Origin of the sequence: Salinisphaera sp. SPP-AMP-43 (genome assembly GCF_049568105.1) — a bacterium.
Classification (GTDB): Bacteria; Pseudomonadota; Gammaproteobacteria; order Nevskiales; family Salinisphaeraceae; genus Salinisphaera.
Genome location: NZ_CP145335.1, coordinates 3,255,121 through 3,278,276, shown reverse-complemented (window position 1 = coordinate 3,278,276; position 23,156 = coordinate 3,255,121). Strand labels below are relative to the sequence as shown.

General features: G+C 63.3%; 26 protein-coding genes. 9 read left to right on the top strand and 17 right to left on the bottom strand.

From position 1 onward, the window contains the following. The first annotated feature begins 35 nt into the window (after positions 1–35). Positions 36–1,400, top strand: a complete 1,365-nt coding sequence (pmbA, locus tag V5738_RS14045; protein WP_423821439.1) for a metalloprotease PmbA — start codon at positions 36–38, stop codon at positions 1,398–1,400. Between the two features lie 40 nt (positions 1,401–1,440). Here pmbA and mgtE read toward each other — a convergent pair whose 3' ends face one another. The 14 genes from mgtE to V5738_RS13975 form a co-directional block, all read right to left on the bottom strand. Next, positions 1,441–2,805, bottom strand: a complete 1,365-nt coding sequence (gene mgtE / locus V5738_RS14040; protein ID WP_423821438.1) for a magnesium transporter — start codon at positions 2,803–2,805, stop codon at positions 1,441–1,443. 233 nt (positions 2,806–3,038) lie between these two features. After that, entirely contained in the window at positions 3,039–4,778 is a 1,740-nt protein-coding gene (ptsP, locus tag V5738_RS14035) for a phosphoenolpyruvate--protein phosphotransferase (protein WP_423821437.1), read from the bottom strand. 6 nt (positions 4,779–4,784) lie between these two features. Beyond that, positions 4,785–5,054 (bottom strand): HPr family phosphocarrier protein, encoded by a 270-nt coding sequence (locus V5738_RS14030; RefSeq protein ID WP_423821436.1) that lies wholly within the window; start codon positions 5,052–5,054, stop codon positions 4,785–4,787. A gap of 35 nt (positions 5,055–5,089) precedes the next feature. Further along, on the bottom strand, positions 5,090–5,509 hold the full coding sequence (locus V5738_RS14025; protein WP_423821435.1) for a PTS sugar transporter subunit IIA: 420 nt from the start codon (positions 5,507–5,509) through the stop codon (positions 5,090–5,092). A gap of 3 nt (positions 5,510–5,512) precedes the next feature. Then, on the bottom strand, positions 5,513–6,370 hold the full coding sequence (gene rapZ / locus V5738_RS14020) for an RNase adapter RapZ (RefSeq protein WP_423821434.1): 858 nt from the start codon (positions 6,368–6,370) through the stop codon (positions 5,513–5,515). Between the two features lie 125 nt (positions 6,371–6,495). After that, complete coding sequence (gene hprK, locus V5738_RS14015; protein WP_423821433.1) at positions 6,496–7,470, bottom strand: HPr(Ser) kinase/phosphatase; 975 nt, start codon at positions 7,468–7,470, stop codon at positions 6,496–6,498. Positions 7,471–7,483: 13 nt separating this feature from the next. After that, on the bottom strand, positions 7,484–7,948 hold the full coding sequence (locus V5738_RS14010) for a PTS sugar transporter subunit IIA (RefSeq protein ID WP_423821432.1): 465 nt from the start codon (positions 7,946–7,948) through the stop codon (positions 7,484–7,486). Positions 7,949–7,974: 26 nt separating this feature from the next. Further along, on the bottom strand, positions 7,975–8,301 hold the full coding sequence (hpf, locus tag V5738_RS14005; RefSeq protein ID WP_423821431.1) for a ribosome hibernation-promoting factor, HPF/YfiA family: 327 nt from the start codon (positions 8,299–8,301) through the stop codon (positions 7,975–7,977). Between the two features lie 300 nt (positions 8,302–8,601). Continuing rightward, positions 8,602–10,059, bottom strand: coding sequence for an RNA polymerase factor sigma-54 (locus V5738_RS14000; protein WP_423821430.1), 1,458 nt, complete (start codon positions 10,057–10,059; stop codon positions 8,602–8,604). Continuing rightward, positions 10,056–10,817 carry an LPS export ABC transporter ATP-binding protein gene (lptB, locus tag V5738_RS13995; protein ID WP_423821429.1) on the bottom strand — a complete coding sequence of 254 codons (762 nt, stop codon included), beginning with the start codon at positions 10,815–10,817 and terminating at the stop codon, positions 10,056–10,058. Before lptB ends, V5738_RS14000 begins: the two co-directional genes overlap by 4 nt. Further along, positions 10,817–11,323, bottom strand: coding sequence for a lipopolysaccharide transport periplasmic protein LptA (lptA, locus tag V5738_RS13990; protein ID WP_423821428.1), 507 nt, complete (start codon positions 11,321–11,323; stop codon positions 10,817–10,819). Before lptA ends, lptB begins: the two co-directional genes overlap by 1 nt. Positions 11,324–11,345: 22 nt before the next feature. Continuing rightward, positions 11,346–11,894, bottom strand: a complete 549-nt coding sequence (gene lptC / locus V5738_RS13985; protein ID WP_423821427.1) for an LPS export ABC transporter periplasmic protein LptC — start codon at positions 11,892–11,894, stop codon at positions 11,346–11,348. A gap of 2 nt (positions 11,895–11,896) precedes the next feature. Further along, positions 11,897–12,421 (bottom strand): KdsC family phosphatase, encoded by a 525-nt coding sequence (locus V5738_RS13980; RefSeq protein ID WP_423821426.1) that lies wholly within the window; start codon positions 12,419–12,421, stop codon positions 11,897–11,899. Beyond that, entirely contained in the window at positions 12,418–13,395 is a 978-nt protein-coding gene (locus tag V5738_RS13975) for a KpsF/GutQ family sugar-phosphate isomerase (protein WP_423821425.1), read from the bottom strand. Before V5738_RS13975 ends, V5738_RS13980 begins: the two co-directional genes overlap by 4 nt. Positions 13,396–13,534: 139 nt before the next feature. Here V5738_RS13975 and V5738_RS13970 point away from each other — a divergent pair, with 139 nt between their 5' ends. From V5738_RS13970 to V5738_RS13935, 8 genes are all read left to right on the top strand, one after another. Further along, positions 13,535–14,467: an ABC transporter ATP-binding protein gene (locus V5738_RS13970; protein ID WP_423821424.1), complete on the top strand. Its 933-nt coding sequence runs from the start codon at positions 13,535–13,537 to the stop codon at positions 14,465–14,467. Next, positions 14,464–15,219, top strand: a complete 756-nt coding sequence (locus tag V5738_RS13965) for an ABC transporter permease (protein ID WP_423821423.1) — start codon at positions 14,464–14,466, stop codon at positions 15,217–15,219. Before V5738_RS13970 ends, V5738_RS13965 begins: the two co-directional genes overlap by 4 nt. 66 nt (positions 15,220–15,285) lie before the next feature. Beyond that, entirely contained in the window at positions 15,286–15,528 is a 243-nt protein-coding gene (locus V5738_RS13960; protein WP_423821422.1) for a BolA family protein, read from the top strand. Positions 15,529–15,546: 18 nt separating this feature from the next. Beyond that, on the top strand, positions 15,547–16,839 hold the full coding sequence (gene murA / locus V5738_RS13955) for a UDP-N-acetylglucosamine 1-carboxyvinyltransferase (RefSeq protein ID WP_423821421.1): 1,293 nt from the start codon (positions 15,547–15,549) through the stop codon (positions 16,837–16,839). Then, positions 16,836–17,495, top strand: a complete 660-nt coding sequence (gene hisG / locus V5738_RS13950) for an ATP phosphoribosyltransferase (RefSeq protein ID WP_423821419.1) — start codon at positions 16,836–16,838, stop codon at positions 17,493–17,495. Before murA ends, hisG begins: the two co-directional genes overlap by 4 nt. Further along, a complete protein-coding gene (gene hisD, locus V5738_RS13945; RefSeq protein ID WP_423821418.1) occupies positions 17,495–18,790 on the top strand; it encodes a histidinol dehydrogenase in 1,296 nt (431 codons plus the stop codon). The genes hisG and hisD overlap by 1 nt, the downstream gene beginning before the upstream one ends. 221 nt (positions 18,791–19,011) lie before the next feature. Continuing rightward, positions 19,012–19,641: a glutathione S-transferase N-terminal domain-containing protein gene (locus V5738_RS13940; protein ID WP_423821417.1), complete on the top strand. Its 630-nt coding sequence runs from the start codon at positions 19,012–19,014 to the stop codon at positions 19,639–19,641. Between the two features lie 25 nt (positions 19,642–19,666). Next, the gene (locus tag V5738_RS13935) at positions 19,667–20,110 is read left to right on the top strand and encodes a ClpXP protease specificity-enhancing factor (RefSeq protein ID WP_423821416.1); all 444 of its coding nucleotides are present in this window, start codon (positions 19,667–19,669) and stop codon (positions 20,108–20,110) included. Between the two features lie 69 nt (positions 20,111–20,179). Here V5738_RS13935 and V5738_RS13930 read toward each other — a convergent pair whose 3' ends face one another. From V5738_RS13930 to V5738_RS13920, 3 genes are read right to left on the bottom strand one after another with little or no spacing between them, the layout of a single operon-like run. Continuing rightward, the gene (locus tag V5738_RS13930; RefSeq protein ID WP_423821415.1) at positions 20,180–20,788 is read right to left on the bottom strand and encodes a D-sedoheptulose-7-phosphate isomerase; all 609 of its coding nucleotides are present in this window, start codon (positions 20,786–20,788) and stop codon (positions 20,180–20,182) included. Continuing rightward, complete coding sequence (locus V5738_RS13925; protein WP_423821414.1) at positions 20,778–21,146, bottom strand: YraN family protein; 369 nt, start codon at positions 21,144–21,146, stop codon at positions 20,778–20,780. The genes V5738_RS13930 and V5738_RS13925 overlap by 11 nt, the downstream gene beginning before the upstream one ends. After that, complete coding sequence (locus V5738_RS13920; RefSeq protein ID WP_423821413.1) at positions 21,128–23,113, bottom strand: penicillin-binding protein activator; 1,986 nt, start codon at positions 23,111–23,113, stop codon at positions 21,128–21,130. Before V5738_RS13920 ends, V5738_RS13925 begins: the two co-directional genes overlap by 19 nt. Positions 23,114–23,156 lie beyond the last annotated feature (43 nt).

The window sequence follows — 23,156 nt, the reverse complement described above, 5'->3', positions numbered from 1 at the left end:
GGCTCGTTATCCGCACTTACCGTCGAGCCTATTGCATGACCGATTCCGTGGCCGCCTCAGCCGATACCCGAGAATTGCCCAGCGAAGCTGCGCTGCATGAGGCGCTAAGCGACATGCTGGCGCGCGCGAAGCGCCAGGGCGCGGATGCGGCCGAAGCCAGCCTGTCGGCCTCCAGGGCGCTGTCGGTCTCGGTACGCGACCGGGCCCGGGAGTCGCTGGAGTACGAAGGTGATCGCTCGGCCGGAGTGACCGTCTATCGCGGCCAGGCCAGCGGCAGCGCTTCGACGACCGATCTGTCGCCTGCCGGGCTGGCGGCTGCACTGGAACAGGCGCTGACCATCGCGCGCTTTACCGAGGCCGATGCCTATGCCGGCTTGGCCGCCGCCGAGTTGATGGCGCGCGATTGGCCGGATCTGCAGCTCTATAATCCCTGGGCACTGACTCCGGAGCAGGCCCAGGAGCAGGCGCTGGCGATCGAGGCTGCGGCCCTGGATGCCGATCCCAGGATCGCCCAGACCGAGGGCGCGACCGTGGCTTCCCAGGATGCGATCAGTGCCTATGGCAACAGCCATGGTTTTATCGGTATCGAAAAAGCCAGCCGGCATGCGATTTCCTGTACCGCGATCGCCCGCGACGCCGATGGTGCGATGCAGCGCGAGATCGCTTTTGCCCAGGCGCGTCGCCAGGCCGACCTGGAAGCCGGTGCGCAAGTCGGCGCCCAGGCTGCCGAGCGAGCCCTGGGCCGGCTCGGTGCACGGGCCGTGCCGACCACGACTGCACCGGTACTGTTCACGCCTCGGGTGGCGCGCAGTCTGTGGGGCCATCTGCTCGGCGCGATCAGCGGTGGTTCGCTGTATCGCAATGCCAGTTTTCTCAAAGATCGGATCGATACTACGATCGCCGCATCGGCGCTGAGCCTCGTACAACATCCGCATCGGCCCTACGGCTTGGCCAGTACCGGCTTCGACGACGATGGTGTGGCCACCAGCGAGCGCGCGATCGTTGATAATGGCGTGCTGTGTTCCTATCTGCTATCGGCTTATTCGGCGCGCCGTTTGGGCCTGACCACGACCGGCAATGCCGGCGGCGTATTCAACGTGGATATCACACCGGGGGCAGCCGGTTTCGACGAGCTGGTCGCGACGATGGGGCGCGGTCTCGTAGTGACCGAACTCATGGGCCAGGGCGTGAATTTGGTCAACGGCGATTACTCGCGAGGGGCCGCCGGTTGGTGGGTCGAAAACGGCGAGCTGGCCTATCCGGTAGAAAACGCGACCGTGGCCGGCAATCTGGCCGATATGTATGCCGGGATCGCCGCGCTCGGTAACGATGTCGAATACCAGTCCGCGCTGCGTACGCCCTCAGTCGTGATCGCATCGATGACGATCGCCGGATCGTAGCGGGCGCCCGGCGGCCCGGAAGAACCCGGGCCGCCGGCCGTCAATGCATGAGAAAAATCGTGCCCAGGCCGAGAAAGGCGGCGAAGCCGATCACGTCGGTGAACGTGGTCAGCACCACCGAGCCCGCCAGCGCCGGGTCGATGCCCATTTTCTTCATCGCCAGTGGAATGCCGACGCCGGTGATCGCAGCATTCAGGTGGTTGATAAGCAGGGCGGCGGCCATGATCAGGCCCAGTTCGATGTTGCCGAACCAGACCAGGGCGATGCCGCCGACCACGATGCCCCACAGCACGCCGTTAATCAGGGCGACCGCCAGTTCCTTGGCCAGCAACGAGCGTGCGTTGGCGAAGCCGATCTGACCGAGCGATAGACCACGGATCATCAAGGTTAGGGTTTGGGTGCCACCGATGCCGCCCATGCTGGCGACGATCGGCATGAGCACGGCCAGGGCTACGACCTGTGATAGCGCTGCCGAGAACAGGCCGACCACCTGCGAGGCCAGAAAAGCCGTGGCCAGATTCGCGCCCAGCCAGACCGCCCGGCGTCGCGCACTGCGGGTGATCGGGGCGAACACGTCTTCTTCTTCGTCCAGGCCGGCCAGGCTCATGATGCTGTGTTCGGCCTCGTCGCGGATCACATCGACCACGTCGTCGATGGTGATGCGCCCGACCAGCGTGCCCTCCGAGTCGACCACCGGCGCCGAGATCAAGTCCAGATCCTGAAAGCGCTTGGCGACCTGAGAGGCCGGCGCATCGACGGCTAGGGCCTCGATATCGGTGTTCATCACTTCCGAGACGTCGCGCTCGGGATCGAGGGTCACCAGCTTGGCCAGCGGCAGCATGCCGAGATAGCGTCCGTAACGAGAGACCACGAACAGCGATTCGGTGTCGTCGGGCAGCCAGGCCCGCTGTTTGAGATAGCGGGCGACCACGTCCAGCGACACATCCGGGCGGACCGTGATGGTGTCATTGTTCATCAGGCCGCCGGCCGAGTCCGGCGCATAGGCCATGACCACCTTGAGCCGCTCGCGGTTCTGCGAATCCATGGATCGCAGCATTTCGCGGGTGATCTGCTCGGGCAGGTCCTCGATCAGGTCGGCGAGATCGTCGATCGCCATGCCTTCGGCGGCTGCCAGCAGCTCTTCCCGATTCAGGCTGTCGATCAGCTCGGCACGCACTTCGTCGTTGACGTGCAGCAGGGTTTCGCCGTGGTCTTCCTCCGGCACCAGGGCCCAGAGCACTTCGCGCTTGGAGCGGGGTACCGATTCCAGCAGCAACGCGATCTCGGCCGGTGGCAGCGAAGCCAGCATCGGTTTGAGCCGGCGCATACGGCCGGTCTCTAGCGCGGCGTCCAGCGACGCGAGACGTTGTTCGATCAGGTCGGTCTTCGCTGCGGGCTCGCTCATGCGCGGGACCTCATTGGGGCCGGATGGGTGGTAGTGCGATCGAAGTCCTGTGCGGCCTTCGCCGGTCCATCCGGCTGGCACGCACGGGCGGTTCCGCGCGATACAGGCCGTCGGGGACGTGTGTACCGTACCGGAAAAGTCGCCAAAGACCCCGATGAACTTAAGAAAATAGCGAAAAATCAGTTTTTTTTCAGTGCCTGACCGGTCGCCCCGTAAAAGCTGGCGCGACTGGGCTAGATCTGCTGTTCCCGGGTCAGACCGTCGAGGGCTTCGCGATAGGTCGCAGCATCGGTCAACGACAGGATCTCGGCGACTCGTCGCCGCAGCCGGGCGACATCGGCGCCCATCACTGCGCGCTTGACTTCGAGCACGCTGGCCGGGTGCATGGAGAACTCGGTCAGGCCGAGGCCAAGCAGCAACGCAGTATAGCGTTTGTCCGAGGCCATCTCGCCGCACATCGATACGCTGATGCCAGCCGCTTGGCCGGCGTCGATGGTCATACGAATCAGTGTGAGCACGGCCGGATGTAGGGGGTCGTAAAGATAGTTGATCTCGTCGTCGATCCGATCGATGGCCAGCGTGTACTGGATCAGGTCGTTGGTGCCCAACGAGAAGAAATCGCAGTAGCGTGCCAGCGTCGGGGCGGCCAGGGCCGCGGCCGGGACTTCGATCATCGCGCCGATCGGTAGATCGCGATCGTAGGCCAGCCCCTCGGCTGCGAGCTCGGCGGCGGCCTCGTTGATCAAGTGTCGAGCCTGGCGCATTTCGCCGACCGTCGAGATCATCGGCAGCATGATGCGCATGCGGCCTTCGGCCGATGCTCGTAGCAGGGCGCGCAGCTGGCTCCGGAACAGGCCGGTCTCTTTCAGGCATAGTCGGATCGCACGCAGCCCCAAAGCCGGGTTCGGCGCGACCTTGTCGGACAGGCCAATACTCTTGTCGGCCCCAGCATCGAGGGTGCGGATGGTTACCGGCCCGTCGGTCGAGGCCAGGACCTGGCGATAGACCGCCAACTGTTCTTCCTCGCTGGGCGTGTCCTTGCGGTTCATGAACAGAAATTCGGTGCGATACAGGCCGACGCCCTCGGCCCCGACCCGGCCGGCCTCGATGCTGTCGTCGGGCAGTTCGACGTTGGCCAGCATGGCGATGTGCACGCCGTCGGCCGAGACCGCTGGTTCGTCGCGCAGCACGGCCAGCATGCGCTGATAGCGGGCATCGCGTTGCTGGCGGTGGTGATAGAAATCCAGGGCGGCTGCATCGGGTGCGGCCAGCAAGTGGCCGGCCTCGCCGTCGATGACGACAATTTCTTCGTCGACCAGCAGGCGGCGTACGCCGGTCGCCCCCATCAGCGCTGGCAAGCGCAGGCTGCGCGCCAGAATCGCGCTGTGCGACAACGGCCCACCATGCTCGGTCACGATCGCGGCGATGCCTTGCTGATGGAGCAGAATGATATCGGCCGGGGTGAGTTCGTCGGCCACGATCACTGGCGGGTCGCTGTTCTGATCGGCAGTACCTGTGCCGATCGGATGTTCTTGATTGAGCAATACTCGCTGCAGTCGCGCAGTCACATGGGCGATATCGTCACGGCGGGTACGCAGATAGCCGTCGTTCATCTGCTCGAAGACATCGATCAATTCTTCGGATTGCAGCTTGAGCGCCCATTCGGCGTTGATTCGGTCCTCGCGGATACGGGCTGTGACCGTATCGATCAATGCTGTGTCGTCCATCATCAGTAGATGGGTTTCGATAAAAGCACCGATTTCAGCCGGCGCGTTGGACGGAATCTGTTCGCGGACCGCGGCCAGCTGAGCACGGGCCTCGTGGGCAGCCTGTTGAAATCGCGCGATTTCCGTCTCGATGGCCGGATCGTCGAGGTGGTATTCGGGGATATCCAGATCGGTGCCGTGCATGCGATGCACCGGCCCGATGGCGACCCCGCGCGAGGCTCCGATCGCAGACAGCCAGAGACTCATGACCGCCTACTGGCTTTCGCCGAAACGATCGGCAACCAGCCCATCCAGTGCGTCGAGTGCCTCTTCGGCATCGTCGCCCTCGGCGGTGACCTGGATCGTACTGCCGCGGGCCGCGGCCAGCATCATCACACCCATGATCGATTTTCCCGAGACTTCGCGACCGTCCTTGACGACCGTGACGCGAGCATTGAACTGCGAGGCGACCGTAACGAATTTACTGGCGGCTCTTGCGTGCAGCCCAAGCTTGTTGACGATCGACAGTTCCCGAGTAGGCATGTTGATGCTCTTATTGTAGGTTGATCTTGAGCCGGCTACGGCATGTCCGCGATCCCGCGTTGGCCGCCGGCCACGGCGGCTTCGGCCAGTTCGGCAAGCGCCAGATTCGAATAATTGTAGACACGTATGAGCATCGGCAGATTGAGTCCGGTCACCAGCCGTCTTTGATCGTGGCCTCGTATTGCCTGCCGCGCTGCGTTATACGGTGTCGCACCGAGCGCATCGACCAGTATCAACACCCCGGCGCCCGTGTCCAGCGCGGCGAGTTCTTGGGCGAGGTGCTCGGCCGTGTCCTCGAGGGCAGCGTCGTTGGCGAGGCCGATCGTTCGGGTCGGCCGCGACAGCGAGCCCAGCACCTGTTCGGCGGCGTCCCGTAGCGCCTGGGGCAGGGTGCCGTGTCCCAGGATCATCAGGCCGGCCACGGAGGGCGCCTGCGGTTCGCTGGCGACAGTCATGGGTCAATGCAGTTCGTTGTGACGAACCAAAAGGTTGTTGTATTCGCCGCGCAGCTGATCGGCGACCTGTTCGGCCAGATAGACCGAGCGATGTCGGCCACCGGTGCAGCCGATCGCAACCGTAATATAGGTCCGGTCTTCCCTGGCGAAATCCGGTAGCCAACGACGGAAAAACGTGACGATATGGTCGCGCATTTCGTGGGTGGCCGGCTGTTGGGCCAGATGCTCGATCACTGGCTGGTCCAGCCCAGTGAACTCGCGCAGGCCGGCGACCCAGTGCGGATTGGGCAGACAGCGCACATCGAATACGAAATCGACCGCCGGCGGCAGGCCGTACTTGAAGCCGAACGACTGCACCAGAATCGACAGTTCACCGCTCGATGCGCCTTCCACCCGGTTGCGGATGATATCGCGCAGCTGGTGGATATTGGTCCGGCTGGTATCGATCGAGATATCGGCCTTGTTGGCGATCGGTTGGGTCAGCTCGGCATCCAGTGCCACGGCGTCGATCAGTGATCGCTGTTCGCTGGACAGGGGGTGCCGGCGCCGGGTTTCGGAATAGCGCCGCAGGATGGTGGTTTCATCGGCATGCAGATAGAGGACCTCGATATCTAGATCGCTATCGCGCAGATCGTCGATACGCGCCGAGAATTCGGCGATCTCGGATTTGCGGGCCCGGGAATCGACGCCGACCGCCAGGCGCTCGAAATCCAGCCCCTGGCGTTGCAGGGTCTCGGCTGAGACTTCTCGCAATAGGCCCAGCGGCAGGTTGTCGATGCAGTAATAGCCCAGATCCTCGAGCATGTTCAGGGCCACGGATTTACCGGCTCCTGCCAGGCCGCTGACCACGATCAGACGCATGAATTGGCTCCCTCGTACGGTTGTGTCATCCCATCTTGCCTGCGAACGGCCGCGGCGTCGCCCGCGACCGAGTGATCTCGAAGCGCCGATCGACGGATTGCCGTCTCGGCAGCGTACCCGACATGTCAGTGCGCACCGATGGCTTGGGCCTGGCGGGCCGCGAACTGTTCATCGCTGTGCTGGCCCTGCAGACGTAACAGATGATCGCGGGCGGCCGCCTCCACCAGTACCGATAGATTGTGCCCGACGGCCACCGGCAGCGTAATTTCAGGAATCGGCGTATCCAATATTTCACGGGTCGCGCGTGCCCCGGTCAATCGGTCCGGCGGCGGGTGGGTGCCGGTGTCGCCGCGCACCAGCCGGATGATCAGCCCGAGTTGCTTGCGGCGCTTGATGGCGGCCTCACCGAACATGGCCCGAATGTTGAGAATGCCCAGGCCGCGTACTTCCAGAAAATCCTGCAGTAGCGGTGGGCAGCCGCCATTCAGGTCGTCCGGGCCGAGCAGCGCGAATTCCGGGGCGTCGTCGGCGACCAGTCGATGGCCACGGTTGATCAGTTCCAGCGCCAACTCGGATTTGCCGACCCCGGGATCGCCCACCAGCAGCAGACCGATCGACAGCACTTCCAGGAATACGCCGTGTAGGCTGATCTGCCGGGCCAGGGTTTCGCCGAGAAAATGGCGCAGTCGATAGGCGACGTGATGGCCGCTGGCGGTCGTGGTGAATACGGCGATGTCGGCCTCGCGCATCGCCCGATGTAGATCGGCGGGCAGGTGTTGGCCATCGGCCACGACTACCAGGCGCGTCGCGCCGTTCATCAGCTGCTCGCGCAGATGCTGGCCCAGCGGTGCCGACAGCTCGGCCAGGTAGGCGATTTCCGGATTGCCGACGATCTGGACCTGCGGCGGATGAATGAAGTTGAGATAGCCGACGGTGGGTACCCGCCAGCCTCGATGCTCAGTGGCTCCGAGCGTGCCGGCAGCGCCGATAGCCGGCTCCGGCCACTGCAGATCCAGCGATGCGCCGAGGCGTTCGTACAGCGTCTCGATGGCGACCCGGCGGTCGGCGGTTTCGCGGGCGTCCGGTCGGTCGTCGTCCATCGGGGGATAGAAACTAGGTGGTAATGATGTCGTGATCAAGCAGCGTTCGATACAGACCCTGGTCGTCGTCGGTATCGCGCAGGTCCACGAGGGTTTCGGCTTCGGAAAATATTTCGGCCAGACGGCGCAGTAGCTTGAGGTGCTCGTCGGTGGCCGCTTCGGGGACGAGCAGTCCGAAGATCAGGTCTACGGGCTGCTCGTCGGTGGCTTCGAAATCCACGCCCTGCGGCAGACGTATGAATGCGCCGATACAGTCGTCGATGCCTTTCAGACGAGCGTGGGGCAGGGCGACCCCGTCCCCCACGCCGGTACTGCCAAGTTTTTCGCGGGCGATAAGGCCGTTGAATACATCGGCAGCGGTCAGGTAAGGCGTACCCTCGGCCAGGATGTCGGCGAGCTGCTCGAGCGCGCGTTTTTTACTTTGCACGTCGGCAGCGAACTGGACCCGGCCGGGGGCGATGATATCGGCAATATTCATAACGAGCTGGGCAAGGCGGCCCGCATCTAGTCCGTACTCATGTCAATGTGTCGGGCTTGACGGTTGTGATGATCGCAGCCCTTTTCCTTATGGCGTAGCGTCTGCCGGTCGAGCTTGTCGACCATGGCGTCGATCGCAGCGTACATATCCTCCTTGGTCGCTTCGGCGTGCAGCGTGGCACCGCGAAGCTGCATGGTCACCTCGGCCTTGTGGCGTAGTTTTTCGACTTCGAGCACGACTTCGGCATCTAGCACATGGTCAAAGTGGCGCTCGATGCGCTCCATTTTGGAAGCCACGTACTCATGCAGAGCGTTAGTCATGTCGATGTGGTGGCCAGAGATGTTCAGATTCATCGCGTACTCCTTGGCAGCTTAGTGGGACGAGCAAGGATCGGGAGCTGTCGAGGTTTTCCACGATAACGCGCCATCGTGCCTCGACCCGTATCGCGAAATAGCCCGGCCATTTCGCGATACGGCAATGTAAAAACCAAGATACTGCGCCGACCGGAGTCGCCCGGTCGTTGCGCTCGGTGGATGGACTAGGGCAACCAATGCGAAACAGCGCAGCCGCCGAAACGGTCGGTTCAGGCCGGTTGCAACCGGCAGACAAGCCATACGCAGCATATCAGCGCAACCTCATAAGGTCCGGTCGATTCAGCCGACCTTTCGCCGCCGCTCATGGGAGGGCGGGATCGACAAGGCTTCGCGATATTTGGCGACCGTGCGCCGGGCGACCCGGATGCCATTGTCGAGCAGTGCTTCGGCAAGCTTGCTGTCCGACAGCGGTTTGTTTGGTGCTTCGGTGGCGACCATGCGTTTGATCATCGCCTGGATCGCAGTCGCCGAGGCCGAGCCGCCGTCGGTGGTCGACACATGGCTCGAGAAAAAATATTTGAGCTCGAAGATGCCGCGTGGCGTCTGCATGTACTTGTTGGCCGTCGCCCGCGAGACGGTCGATTCGTGAATGTCGAGCTGTTCAGCCACATCGCGCAGTACCAGCGGTTTCATTGCCTCTTCGCCATATTCCAGAAAAGCGCGCTGGGCTTCAACTATGCAATGGGCGACTTCGAGCAGGGTGTCGTTGCGCGATTTCAGGCTGTTGAGAAAGAACCGCGCCTCCTGCAGATGCGATTTGAGCGTGGTCTGGTCGGCAGATTTGTCGGCGCGCTTGATCAACGCCAGATACTGGCTGTTGATGCGCAGTTTCGGCGCGATGTCCGAATTCAGCGCGACATGCCAGCCTTCCGAGCTGCGTGAGACGAACACCTCGGGAATGACGTAATTGGACTCGTGCTGGCTGAAGGCTTCGCCGGGATGCGGCTGCAGCGTCTGGATCAGCGCGATCGCCTGGTCCAGATCACGACGCGCCAGCGAGCGTCGTTTGGCCAGGGCTTCGAGATTCGGCCCGGCCAGCTGGTCCAGTGGCTCGCTTTCGACCAGCGTGAGTGCCAGTGGACGGCCCGGAGTATCGGTCGGCAGCCCTTGGAGCTGGATGGTCAGGCATTCGGCCAGGTCGCGTGCGGCCACGCCCGGCGGATCGAAATTCTGGATCTCGCCCAGCACCCCGTCGATCGCCGGCGCGTCGAGGTCGAATTCTTCGGCGAGGCGCGCGGCGACGTCGTCCCAGTCGGGTAGCAGGCCGTTGGCATCGATGGCATCGATGATCACTTCGGCAACCGCGCGCTGGACGGTAGTGAACGAATGCATGTCCGCCTGCCAGACCAAATGCGCATGTAGGTCGGGCGTGCTCGACAGATTGGCCTGGCGATAGTCCCAGTAGTCCTCGTCTTCCGAGTTCGAGGCCGAGCTCGACGGTGCCGAGCTGCTGCCGGCATAGATATCGTCCCAGTCGGCGTCGACCGGCAGGTTTTCGGGGATCTCGCTGTCCTTGCCCGAGGCCTGTTCGCGTTCGCTTTTGCGTGCTTCGGCGGCTTCGTTCGAGTCGATTTCGCCGTGGCCGTCGTCGGCCTCGAGCATGACATTGGATTCCAGTGCTTCCTGAATCTCGCTTTTCAGATCAAGCGTGGACAGCTGCAGCATGCGAATCGCTTGCTGCAATGCCGGCGTCATCGTCAGCGTTTGTCCAAGATTTAGGTGCAGCGACTGTTTCATAACCGGAAATCCTCGCCCAGGTAGACTTCTCGGACTTTCTGGTCGGACAAGATATCTTCGCCCCGGCCCTCGGCGATAACTGCCCCGTCGGCCAGAATATAAGCCCGGTCGCAAATCGACAGCGTTTCGCGGACGTTGTGATCGGTGATCAGAACGCCGATGCCGCGACTCTGCAGATATCGGATGATGCCACGAATGTCGCCGATCGAAATCGGATCGATGCCGGCGAACGGTTCATCCAGCAGCATGAAGGTGGGTTTGGCGGCCAGCGCGCGCGCGATCTCGACTCGCCGGCGTTCGCCGCCCGACAGGTTCAGGCCTTTCGATTTGGCGATATGCGTGATCGACAGTTCGTCCAGCAGGTCAGCAAGTTCGCGCTCGACCCCGGCCCGGTCCAGATCGTGCCGGACTTGCAGGATGGCCCGGATATTGTCCGCTACCGATAACTTGCGGAATACGGAGGCTTCCTGAGGCAGATAGCCGATCCCGAGCTGCGAGCGTCGGTGCATCGGCAGACCCGCCAGATGCTGGTCGCCGAGCCGGATATCGCCTTCGTCGGGTATGACCAGGCCGACGATCATGTAGAACGACGTGGTCTTGCCCGCGCCGTTCGGCCCAAGCAGGCCGACCACTTCGCCACGGCCGACGCGTACGTCGACGCCGCGCACCACGTCGCGCCCTTTGTAGCGCTTGCGCAGGCCACTGGCGACCAGTTCAGTACCGTGGACGGATTCGGTTTCAGTAGCGGACATGCGCATCAGGGGGTTCCATCGCCGGGCTGAATGGTGATGTGCACCCGGTCGTCCTGGCCTGAACCGCGCTCGGCGTGGGTCTGGCCGGTATCGACATCGTGCGTGATCACCGCGCCTTGAATCTGGTCGCCGCCACGGTTGACTACGGCGTTGCCGCGCAAGGTGATCACCGAGGTTCCGTTGGTGTACTCGATACGATGGGCATGACCGGTGACGCGTTGGTTGTCGCTGGCGTCCGGTTTGCGATCGATATGGGCTGGGCTACCGGTCAATACAGCCTGCACCGGGCTGTTTTTATTGGCGCGGGTGACGACCAGCTTGTCGCCGGTCAGCGTCAACCCGCCGCGGATCATGCTGACATTGCCCGTATAGGTGCTTACGCCGCTTTTCTGGGTGAAGTTGGCGTTATTGGCCTGAATATTGATGGGCAATGCTTTTTGGCTGCCGCTGGGGGCAGCCTGCGCCGCGATCGCGATCAGCAGCATCGCACCGGCAGCGACCAGGCCAATCATCGATGGCGCTCGAACGCGCCGGTCAGGGCGTGTAGGTGACATGAACATTGTTCAGCAGCTTGAGCTCGTTCGTATCCAGGTTGATGCGCATGCCATCGCCGGCGATTTTCTGGCCGGGCTCGATGGCGGTCACACGTGCGTCCGAGTCGACCCGGTCGGCTTGTGGGCGCACCCAGGCATGCGCGGTATCGATTTTGACCATGCCACCATTTACGCGCGGATGATGGATGGTCACACCGTCGTACAGGTACAGGTCGCGCTTCCCGGCTGGGACTCGTCCCTTGTCGGCATGCAGATTCCAGTAGGTCTTGGTGTTTTGGAGATAGTGTACGTGAATATCGGAAAGGCGCGCCGAGCCGTCCGGGAAGTGCAGGGAGCGGGCGACTTTCATGCGATAGGCCAGCCGCCCTTGCTGGGTCAACTGCACGACGGTGGCGTCCTTCATGTAGTAGTCGCTGTTTTCGGGGGTGGTCACCGGCTTCTGGCCTGGCTTGGAACCGGAGCCCAGCCAGCTGCCGAGCCCGAATAGGGCGATGCAGACCACAGCTAATGCGAGAGCGATACGTAGCATGTTCAGTCGGCCGCCACGGCTGCAATGAGCAGCTCACAGGCTTCCCGGACGGCACCGTGTCCACCGGGCAATGCACTGACCCAGTGGGCCGCCCGGCGTACCTCGGGTACGGCATCGGCGACGGCTAGGGCCAGCCCGGCGTGGCTCATGATCTCGAGATCGGGCAGGTCGTCGCCCATAACTGCGATCTGGGCGGCCTTGAGCCCACGCGCTGCGGACAGATCGGCCAGCCGGCCCGGCTTGTCATCGCAGGCCATATGCACTTCGTCGATCCCTAGGCCCGACAGCCGGGCTGCCACCGGCGGCGAGGGACGGCCGCTGATCACCGCGATCTCGACCCCGGCCTCGGCCAGCCGCTTCAGACCCAGGCCGTCACGCACATGCATGGACTTGGTCTCGCTGCCGTCGGGGCCGAGATAGAGCTTGCCGTCGGTCATGACCCCGTCGACATCGAATACGGCCAGCCGAACGGCAGCAGCCCGGGCCGAGACCGCGTATTGACTGTCCAGTCGATTCAGAAAACTCATATGACGCCCGCTCTTAGCAGATCCTGCATGTTCAAAGCGCCGACCGGGCGCATGTGCTCGTCGACCACCATTAGCGCGCCGCCGCCGATCCGATGGGTTTCAAGTAGCCGCACGGCTTCCGCAGCGAGCATCTCCGGGTCAGCGGTCTTGGGCGCTCGGGTCATGTAATCGCCGATCCGGGAATGCTTGATATCCAGATCGCGGTCCAGCGCCCGGCGCAGATCGCCGTCGGTGAACAGACCGATCAACCGGCCGTAGGTATCGACCACGCCGGTCATGCCCAGGCCCTTGGCGGTCATTTCCAGCAGCGCCTCGCGCAGCATGGCGTGTTCGTTGACCAGAGGTAGGGCCTCGCCGGTATGCATGACATCCGATACGGTCAGCAGCAGCCGGCGGCCAAGTGCGCCGCCCGGGTGGCTGCGGGCGAAATCCTCGGCGGTGAAGTTGCGAGCCTCCAGTAGAGCGATCGCTAGGGCATCGCCCATGACCAGGGTGGCGGTGGTCGAGGAAGTCGGCGCCAATTCCAGCGGACAGGCCTCGATTTCTACCGACACATCCAGATGGACGTCCGAACGTCGGGCCAGGGTGGATTCCGGCTTGCCGGTCATCGCGATCAACGGCACGCCGAGCCGGCCGAGCAGTGGCAGGATAGTCAGAATTTCGCCGGTCTCGCCCGAATACGACAGGGCCACGACTACATCGTGGGCGGTGACCATGCCCAGATCGCCGTGGCTGGCTTCGCCGGGATGGACGAAAAACGCCGGTGTCCCGGTCGAGGCCAGGGTGGCCGCCAGCTTGCCGCCGATATGCCCGGATTTGCCCATGCCGGTGACGATTACCCGGCCGGTGCAGTTCATGATCAGATCTGCGGCGCGCGCGAAGTCTTGGTCGATGCGGGGCTGAAGAGCCGCGGCTGCAGCGGCCTCGATCGCGATTACGCGCTGGCCGGCCGCGATGAGGGTATCGCTATCCATGCCCGGCATTCTATCGCAGCGACATGGGGCGGCGGTCAACGTGATGCGTTACGGCCTGTCGATTCGTTCAGCCGCCGTTTGGGGCGGCTGGCCGGGCACCGTATAATCGCCCGCCTTGCCTTCGATGAGCTTCTCTGTCATGAGCGATATCGCGATATCCTTCAAGGATGTCCACAAGCGCTATGCGTCTACCCATGCGCTTAAGGGCGTGTCCTTCGACATCAAGCGCGGTGAGTATTTCGGCTTGCTGGGCCCAAACGGCGCGGGTAAATCCACGCTAATCTCGATCACCGCCGGGCTAGCCCGGGCGACCAGCGGCTCGGTGGCCGTGCTCGGTCGCGACGTGGTTTCGGACTACCGCGCCGCGCGCCGGGCATTGGGCGTCGTGCCCCAGGAACTGGTCTACGATCCGTTTTTTTCGGTGCGTGAAATGCTGCGCCTGCAGGCCGGCTACCAAGGCTGTGGCAAAGAGGTCTGGCCCTGGATCGACGAACTGCTCGAGCGTCTGGAGCTCGAGGATAAAGGGGCAGATTCGATCCGCCAATTATCTGGCGGCATGAAGCGCCGCGTGCTGATCGCCCAGGCCCTGGTGCACAAACCGGAAGTGGTGATTCTGGACGAACCGACCGCTGGCGTGGACGTCGAGCTGCGCCGCACGCTCTGGAAGTTCACCCGCGACCTGAACGAGGCCGGGCACACGATCGTGTTGACCACTCACTATTTGGAAGAAGCCGAAGAGTTGTGCGATCGCATCGCGATTCTCAACCACGGTGAGCTTCAGGTGCTGGAAGACAAGAACGCGCTGCTCGATCGCCATCCCTATCGTTTTCTGTCGATCGAGTTGACCGGCGAGGGCGGCGAACTGCCCGCCGAGGTGCAGCGGCTGGTCGAGGATCGGCGCGGCAGTACGCTCGATCTCAAGCTTAAGCAGGGCGAGGACTTCATCGGCGACGTGATCGAAGGTATCCGCGGTGCCGGCTATCGGATCACCGATGTGCATACCCGCGAGCCGTCGCTGGAAAACATCTTCGTGGAACTGACCATGGATTCGGAACAGGAGGTCAGCGCATGAATTGGCGCGGCTGCTACACGCTCTTCATCAAAGAAGTGCGGCGCTTTTACAGCGTGATCCTGCAGACCGTAGGTGCCCCGGTGGTTACCGCGCTGCTGTATATGCTGGTGTTCGGGCAGGTATTGTCCGGCCAGACCATCGAGGGCGTACGCGCGGTCGAATTCCTGGTGCCGGGGCTGATGATGATGAGCATCATCCAGAACTCGTTCGCCAATACGTCGTCGTCGATCACCCAGTCCAAGATTATGGGCAATTTGGTGTTTTTGTTGATGACGCCGCTGTCGGCCTTCGAGATCTATCTGGCCTACATCGGCGCATCGCTGGTGCGCGCGGTGCTGGTCGCGGTGGTGCTGTATCTGGTGACCCAGCTGTTCGTGACCGTGCCGATCCATCATCCGCTGCTGATGCTGGTGATGCTGATCTTTTCCGGCGGCACCCTGGCGGTGATGGGCCTGATCGCGGGCATCGTAGCTAATAAATTCGATCACCTGGCGGCCTTCCAGAATTTTTTCATTCTGCCGATGAGCTTTCTGTCGGGCGTGTTCTACTCGATCCACAACCTGCCGCCGTTCTGGCAGAAGGCCTCCTATTTCAATCCGTTTTTCTACATGATCGACGGATTCCGGCACGGTTTCTTCGGCGTCGGCGACGCCAATCCATGGGTCAGTCTGGTGGTGGCAGCGGCCTTCTTCTGCTTGGTATCTGCGATCGCCGTCACCATGCTATCGCGCGGATATAAAATTCGCGGATAGTCGGTACGCCGGGCATGGCGCCCGGCGTGCTAGCATTTCGCGCCAGTCATCGAGAGAGACGACGACATGTATAGCCCAGAAGCCATACGCGAACTAATCGAAACCGGCCTGCCGGATGCCGAGGTCGAAGTCATGGGCGACGACGGCACCCATTTTGCCGCGCGCGTGATCAGCCCCAGCTTTGCCGGCAAAGGCATCGTCGAACAGCATCGCATGGTGTATGCGACGCTCGGCGATCGCATGGGCGGCGAGATTCATGCGCTGTCGCTCAAGACCCTGACGCCGGAGCAGGCCGGCACGGCCTCCTAAGGCGGCCTGAACAACGCCATGGATCTTCTGCGAATCGAGGGCGGCCCACCGCTGGACGGCACCGTCCGGGCTTCCGGGGCCAAAAACGCCACGCTGCCGATCATGACGGCGGCTCTGCTGATCGATGAACCGTTGTTCGTCGAGAACGTGCCGCATCTTGAGGATGTGACGACGACCAATGTGCTGCTGGCGCATATGGGTGTGTCGGTCACGGTCGGCGATTATATGGTGATCGAGGCCGATGCCTCGACTATCACGCAGTGCGTGGCGCCCTACGACCTGGTCAAGACCATGCGGGCATCGATCCTGGTGCTCGGGCCATTGCTGGCTAAGCGCGGCGAGGCCGAGGTTTCGTTGCCGGGCGGCTGTGCGATCGGGGCGCGGCCGGTGGATATCCATCTGCGTGGCCTGGAGGCGATGGGCGCCGAGATCCACGTCGAGTCCGGCTATGTCAAAGCGAAATGCAGCCGTTTGAAAGGCGCACGCATTCCGATGGATATGGTCACGGTCACCGGTACCGAAAACCTGATGATGGCAGCCACGTTGGCCGACGGGGTGACGGTGCTCGAAAATGCTGCCTGCGAGCCGGAAGTGGTCGATCTGGCCCAATGCCTGATCGCCATGGGCGCCGACATTGAAGGTGCCGGTACGTCGACGATCACCATTCGGGGTAAGAAAGCCCTGCACGGTGCGACCCACCGGGTCGTGCCCGATCGCATCGAAACAGGCACGTTTTTGGTCGCTGGCGCGGCCAGCCGCGGTCGAGTTGCGGTCACGCATACCGATCCGTCGCTGATCGATACTGTGCTCGCCAAGCTGAGTGCGGCCGGCGCCGAAGTCACCCAAGGCAACGACTGGGTCGCGGTCGACATGCACGGTCGGCGGCCAAAGGCAGTCGATGTGCGCACGGCCCCGCACCCGGGATTCCCGACCGATATGCAGGCCCAGTTCTGTGTATTGAACGCGGTCGCCGAGGGGGTCGGTATGGTCACCGAGACCGTGTTCGAAAATCGCTTCATGCATGTTTCGGAACTCGAGCGCATGGGCGCCAATATTCGCCAGGAAGGCAATACGGTGCGAGTGACCGGGGTCGATAAGCTCACCGGTGCGCCGGTGATGGCGACTGACCTGCGGGCCTCCGCCTCGTTGGTGATCGCCGGGCTGATCGCCGATGGTACGACCGAGGTTCGGCGGATCTACCATATCGACCGCGGCTATGAATGCATTGAAGAAAAAATGGCCCAGCTCGGCGGTTATATTCAGCGCGTGCCCGACCAGGCGCCGGTCACGGCCCGCGGGGTAGCGGTATGAACGGATCATCGGACGATACGCTGACGCTGGCCCTGTCCAAGGGCCGCATTCTCGAAGATACCTTGCCGGTGCTGGCAGCGGCTGGCATCGAGCCAGAAGTCGACCCGGAATCCTCGCGCAAGCTGGTGTTCGAGACCAACCAGCCGGGCCTTCGGCTGCTGGTGATCCGGGCCTCGGACGTGCCGACCTTCGTATCCTACGGCGCAGCCGATATCGGCGTGGCCGGCAAGGACGTGTTGATCGAGCACGGCGGGGCCGATCTGTACGAACCGCTGGATCTGGGCATTGCCCGCTGTCGGCTGATGACCGCTGGCTTGCCGGGCGCGATGGACGAAGCCAGCCATCGGCCGTTGCGGGTCGCGACCAAGTATGTCGAGACCACGCGCGCGCATTTCGCTCGTATCGGCCGTCAGGTCGAGATCGTCAAACTATACGGCTCCATGGAGCTGGCGCCGCTGGTGGGTTTGGCGGACGTGATCGTGGATCTGGTAGATACCGGCAATACCCTGCGTGCCAACGGTCTAGAGCCGTTCGAGGTGATCGAGGACATCAGCGCCCGACTAGTGGTGAACAAGGCCGCGCAGAAGATGAAGCACGCCGCGATCGAGGAGCTGGTCGAACTATTCGGCCGAGGGGCCTCGAGCGAGGCCGCCTGATGCGGCGCCTGGACACCACGAGCGCCGACTTCGAAGCCGCTTTCGCGGCGTTGACCGACCGCGATAGCCCGGCCCAGACCGAAATCGATGCCCGTGTCGCCGAGATCATCGCCGATGTGCGCCAGCGCGGCGATGCCGCGGTGATCGATTACACCCGTGAGCTGGATCGACGGCCGGGTGTGACCTTCGCCGAGCTGGAGATTGCGCCCGAGCGCATGGTCGCGGCCCGCGACGGGCTGGCCCGCGCCGATCGGGCAGCGTTGGAGGCCGCGGCCGAACGCATTGCCGATTTCGCCGAGGCGCAGAAAATCGCGCCGCACCGTTATCAGGATGCCGACGGCAACGAACTCGGCCAAATCGTGCGTCCGATCGAACGTGCCGGGATCTATGCGCCTGGTGGCAAGGCGGCTTATCCCTCAAGCGTGCTGATGAACGCAGTGCCGGCCAAGGTCGCCGGTGTGGCCGAAATCATTATGGTCTCCCCGGCGCCGGAAGGCGTGGTCAACGACTGGGTGCTGGCTGCCGCGGCCGTGGCCGGCGTGGACCGCTTTTTGACTATCGGCGGCGCTCAGGCCGTGGCAGCGCTCGCCTATGGCAGCCAGAGCATTCCCGAGGTCGACAAGATCGTCGGCCCCGGCAATGCCTATGTGGCCTCGGCCAAGCGGCAGGTGTTTGGGCGGGTCGGCATCGAGTCGGTGGCTGGGCCTTCGGAAGTGCTGATCATTGCCGACGGCAGTGGCGATCCGGAATGGGCGGCTCTCGATCTGTTTGCCCAGGCCGAGCACGACGAAATGGCACGGGCGCTGCTGGTCAGCCCGGATGCCAACCATCTGAACGCGGTTGCGGCCGCCGTCGAGCGTTTGATCGACCAGCAGCCGCGGGCCGCTATCATTCGAGCTGCGCTCGACGGCCAGGGGGCGCTGATTCAGTGTGCCGATCTGGACGAGGCTGTGGCTCTGTCCAACCGGCTTGCGCCCGAGCATCTGGAACTGGCGGTCGCGGCGCCGGAGACGCTGCTGGATATGATCCAGCATGCTGGCGCGATCTTTATGGGCCATCGTACCCCCGAGGCGTTCGGCGATTACTGTGCCGGGCCCAATCATGTGCTGCCGACCGGCCGGACCGCGCGTTTTTCCTCGGCGCTCGGGGCCTACGATTTCCAGAAACGGATCTCGCTGGTGCAGACCAGTGCCGCTGGCGCGGCACGGCTGGCACCGATCGCCGTGCGGTTGGCTGAGGGCGAGGGATTGGCTGCGCATGCAGCGTCTGCGGCGGCGCGCGTCGATCGGAGCTGAGCGAGCAAGGCCGCGGCCTCCGGCCGATCTGCACTGCAGTAGTCGCCGGCGGGCCCCGTCGGCCTTGTGCGTATCCGTCGGGTTCATGGCCCGGGCGCGCCCTCAGGATCCCAGCACGGCATGCTATAGTTCGATTATGACCTCTGGCTTTGGCCCGCGATGTCCGCGGCGCGCCCGGGCTTGGCGCATCGCGCTGCCCGCCGGTCGAACAGGAAGCAATTATGGCTCGTCGTTCCTCGATCACCCTCTACAGTCATCCCACCTCCGTTCACAGCCATCGCGTTCGTTTGGTCATGGCCGAAAAGGGCGTGGCGAGTTACGACGTCATCGAGCTGCGAGAAGATGAGCAGAGCGAGGACCTGCTGGATCTTAATCCGTACAACACGGTGCCGACATTGGTCGATCGTGAATTGGTGGTCTACGATCCGCGTATCATCATTGAATACATCGACGAGCGCTATCCGCACCCACCGTTGATGCCGGCCGATCCGGTGCTAAGGGCCCAGTATCGGCTGGCGATCTTTCGCATGGAAGCCGATCTGTATGAGCTTTGCGAGGATCTGGAAGGCACCCCGGCAGTAGCTCGCAAGGCGCGGGCACGCATGACCGAACTGTTGACTACGCTGGCTGCCGAATTCGCGCCCAAGCAATACATCGGCGAGGAATTTTCGCTATTGGATTGTACGTTGGCGCCCATACTTTGGCGACTCGAACATTACCAGGTGAGTCTGCCGGCGAAGCACGGCGAGCGCCTCGAACAATACGCGGCACGTCTGTTTGCGCGCCCGGCGTTCGAAGCCAGCCTGTCGGCCATGGAGGCCGACATGCGCCCGGCACTGGCCACCCACTGACAGGACGACGAAGAGGCGAGACACCATGGCCGAGCTCACTTCCCGACGCCCCTATCTAATCCGGGCGCTCTACGACTGGGTGCTGGACAACGACTTGACGCCGCATTTGCTGGTCGCGGCAGACGCCCCCGGTGTCGATGTGCCGCGTCAATTCGTGACCGATGATGGCAAGATCACGGTCAATATCAGCCCGAACGCCGTGCGCGGACTGGCCCTGGAAAACCAGCTGATCAGCTTTTCGGCACGTTTTTCGGGCGCGAACTACAACGTGGCGGTGCCGCCGGGCGCCGTGCTGGCGCTGTACGCCCGAGAAAACGGCGAGGGCATGTTGTTTGGCGAGGTCGAAGATACCGAAACCGAAAGCGAAGAAACGCTCGCGACCGATGCCGAATCCGAAGATGGATCTTCCGGTGGCGACGATGGCGAGGCCGAGAAGAAAAAACGGGCCCACCTCAAGGTGGTCAAGTAACCATCGTCTGACGGACATCCGGCCAGTCCCGGCGTCCATCGCGTAGACGTCGAGACTGGCCGGGTTCGCCTAGCCGTTGTCGGCGACCGAATCCTCAATCAGGCGGCAAATGCAGTGAATGATCAAAAGATGCATTTCCTGGATACGCGCTGTGACCTGATCAGGCACCCGTAGTTCGATATCGTCAGCGCCCAGACGGGTTGCGATGTCGCCACCGTCGCGGCCGGTCAGGGCCACAACGTTCAAGCCGGCATCGTGGGCAGTATCGATCGCCTGGACTACGCTGGCCGAGTTGCCACTGGTAGAAATCGCCAACAACAGGTCGCCAGGCCGGCCGAGTGCCTCGATCTGCCGGGCGAAGACACGCGAATAGCCGGCGTCGTTGGCGATCGCGGTAACAGTCGAACTTTCGGTGACCAGCGACACGGCGGCCAGCGCACGCCGATTGCGCTCGAACCGGTTGACCAGTTCTGAGGCAAAGTGCTGAGCATCCCCGGCCGAGCCGCCGTTACCGCAGGCCAGAATCTTGCCGCCGCTGTTGCAACAGGCCAGCACGCGCTGGGCGACCTGGCTCATGGTCTGAGCATTGGTCTTCAGTGTTGCTTCGTTGGCGCGCCGGCTATCGGCAAACAGCTCGGCAACGATGCGATCGGCTGCCTGGGTAGGCTCATTCGGCATAGAACGCGTTCTCTATCCAGTTGAATTGGTTGCTATCGTCGACCCCGACGACGTCGAAACGCACCGCCAGTTCGGCCAGCTCCGGCCGGCTGGCCAGCAGGTGTCGGGTCGCCTGTACGATCCGACGTTGCTTGGAAGGGGTGACGCTGGCCACGGCGCCGCCATAATCGTCGCGGCTGCGATAGCGTACCTCGACCACGATCAGCTCGTCGCCACAGCGATACACGAGATCGAGCTCGCCGCCGCGCACCGAATAATTACGCTCGATGCAGTGCCAGCCGCGGCGGCGTGCGGCCCGGTCGACGCGGCGCTCGGCGTTGGCACCGAGCGCCCGGGTGGTCAGTCGCTGGAAGACCATGGGTCATTATTGCGGTCGCCACCTTGGTTGTTTGGCGCCTGCTGCAGCGGCGACTGTAGGCCTCGGGAAGACGTAGTGGGCTCCGAGTAGCTATCGCCGATCCGGGCATCGTCGACCGACGGCATCGATACGGTCTGCGGCCGGCCGTTACGGAATACGGCCCAGCCCAGATAGCGTTTGATATGCCCGTCCGGTTGGACGGAGAGCACGCCGGTCATGCCTTCGATCGGGTCCTGGTCAGGCAGGTCGCCCTGATCGAGACGGCGGGCAAGAAGCCAGGCATCCATGCCCATAGCAAACAGCCGGGCATAGGATTGGGCTTCGCGGCCGTAGGCGGCTTTGGCTTCGCTGCGCAGCCGAGCGATGGTGCCGCCCTGGCCGAGCAGCCAGGGCATGTCGACGAAGTGCACGCCGTTGAGGTCGATGTCCTGAGCTGCATCGACGGTGCCCGAAAACGCATGCGATGTCGTGAGCATCGGCAGGTCGGCCGCCCGATAATATTTGAGCTGGCTACGGATCAGTCGGGCTTGGGTCGGCTGGGCGGCCACGAAGATGAAATCGGCGCTGCCCTGGTTTTTGAGCACAGCCTGAATGGCCTGGCTGTGGTCGTGGCTGTCGGCGTTATAGGACTGGTAGTCGACCAGCTGTCCGCCCCGGGCCTTGAACGACCGGCGGAAGGCGTCCAGTACGCGATTGCCCCAATCGCCGCGGGGCACCAGGGCTAGAGCATGGCTATAGCCGGTACGCTCGGCGTGGGCCGCAGTGGACTCGGCTTCGTCTTCCGGCGAGAGGCCGAATTGGTAGAAGCCTGGGCGCTGCTTGGCGTCCTCGATCGAGTTCAGGGCGATTTCGGGCATCGGCAGCGATTGCAGCCGCGACATTTCGGCGACCTTAGATTTGTCCAGCGGGCCGACCAGAACGCCGACGTTATCCATTTGCGCCTGAGAGGCCAGTTGCTGGGCCGGCATCGTACCGCTTTGATAGATGATCGGCTTGGGCAGGCCTCGGCCGTTGTTCTGATAAGCGAACATGAAACCATCGCGAATCGCCTGGGCAGCGTTCTGGAAGCGGCCGTTCATCGGCAGGGCGAGGGCGATCTGGTCGCTGGTCACCTGGGGCGCCGGTCCGGTGCTGGATAGCATATCCCCGGGTTCCTGCTCGGTGACCTCGGTCGCGCCGGCGTAGTTGAAGCGTTCGGTCAGCACGGTGCGGTTGGCCGGGTGCCCGGGGTACTGGCTCTGCCAGTCGGCCAGGGCCTGGTCACGATCCTGGCGGCTGCTGAACTGCGACTGCCCAATCTGGGCCAGGGCCAGCCAGCCTCGCGTGGTCTGGCCGGCGTTCTGGGCCACCCGGCTGTCCGGGCCAAGCCCTAGGGCAATCGTGTCCAGGGCTTTATCGTAGATACGATCGTCGTTGTTGCGCAGCGCCCGATCATCCATCAGCCAAACGTCGCGCTGAGCGAGTGCCTGGATGCCTTGGACCGGCTCGTTGTTGGCAAAATGCAGCTCGGCGCGTTTTTCCCAGACGCGCTGAGCGACTTCGGGGGCGGTGTTCCGGGCGGGGCGGGGCAGGCGCGCCAGCGCCTGATCCGGGGACAGGTCGGCGATCTCGATCTCACGCTGGGCCAGGTTGTAGCGTGCCTGATCGGTCTTGTTCAGCGTGGCAGGCTGGATGCTCGACAGCATCTGTTGGGCGGTCTGGGCGTCGCCGGCCTGGGCGGCAGCCAGACCGGCTTCCAGGCGATACTGACGCTGCTGATCCGGCTGGCTGGCCTGGCCGGCAGCCTGGATATATTGCTGGGCTGCTTTTTGATAGTCGCCAGTCATCGCGGCCCGAGCCGCTATATCGGCTGGGTTGCCGGCAGGGCGCTGATTCGGTCCGCCGCTCATCTGCGACGCGCAGCCGGCCATTGTCGCGGCCGCGGCCACGATCATCACGGCCCGTAGGCCGGACTTGAACACTGTCATTATTATTGCTCCCGAAACGCGTGAAGGCCCGAGTTCCCCCGCT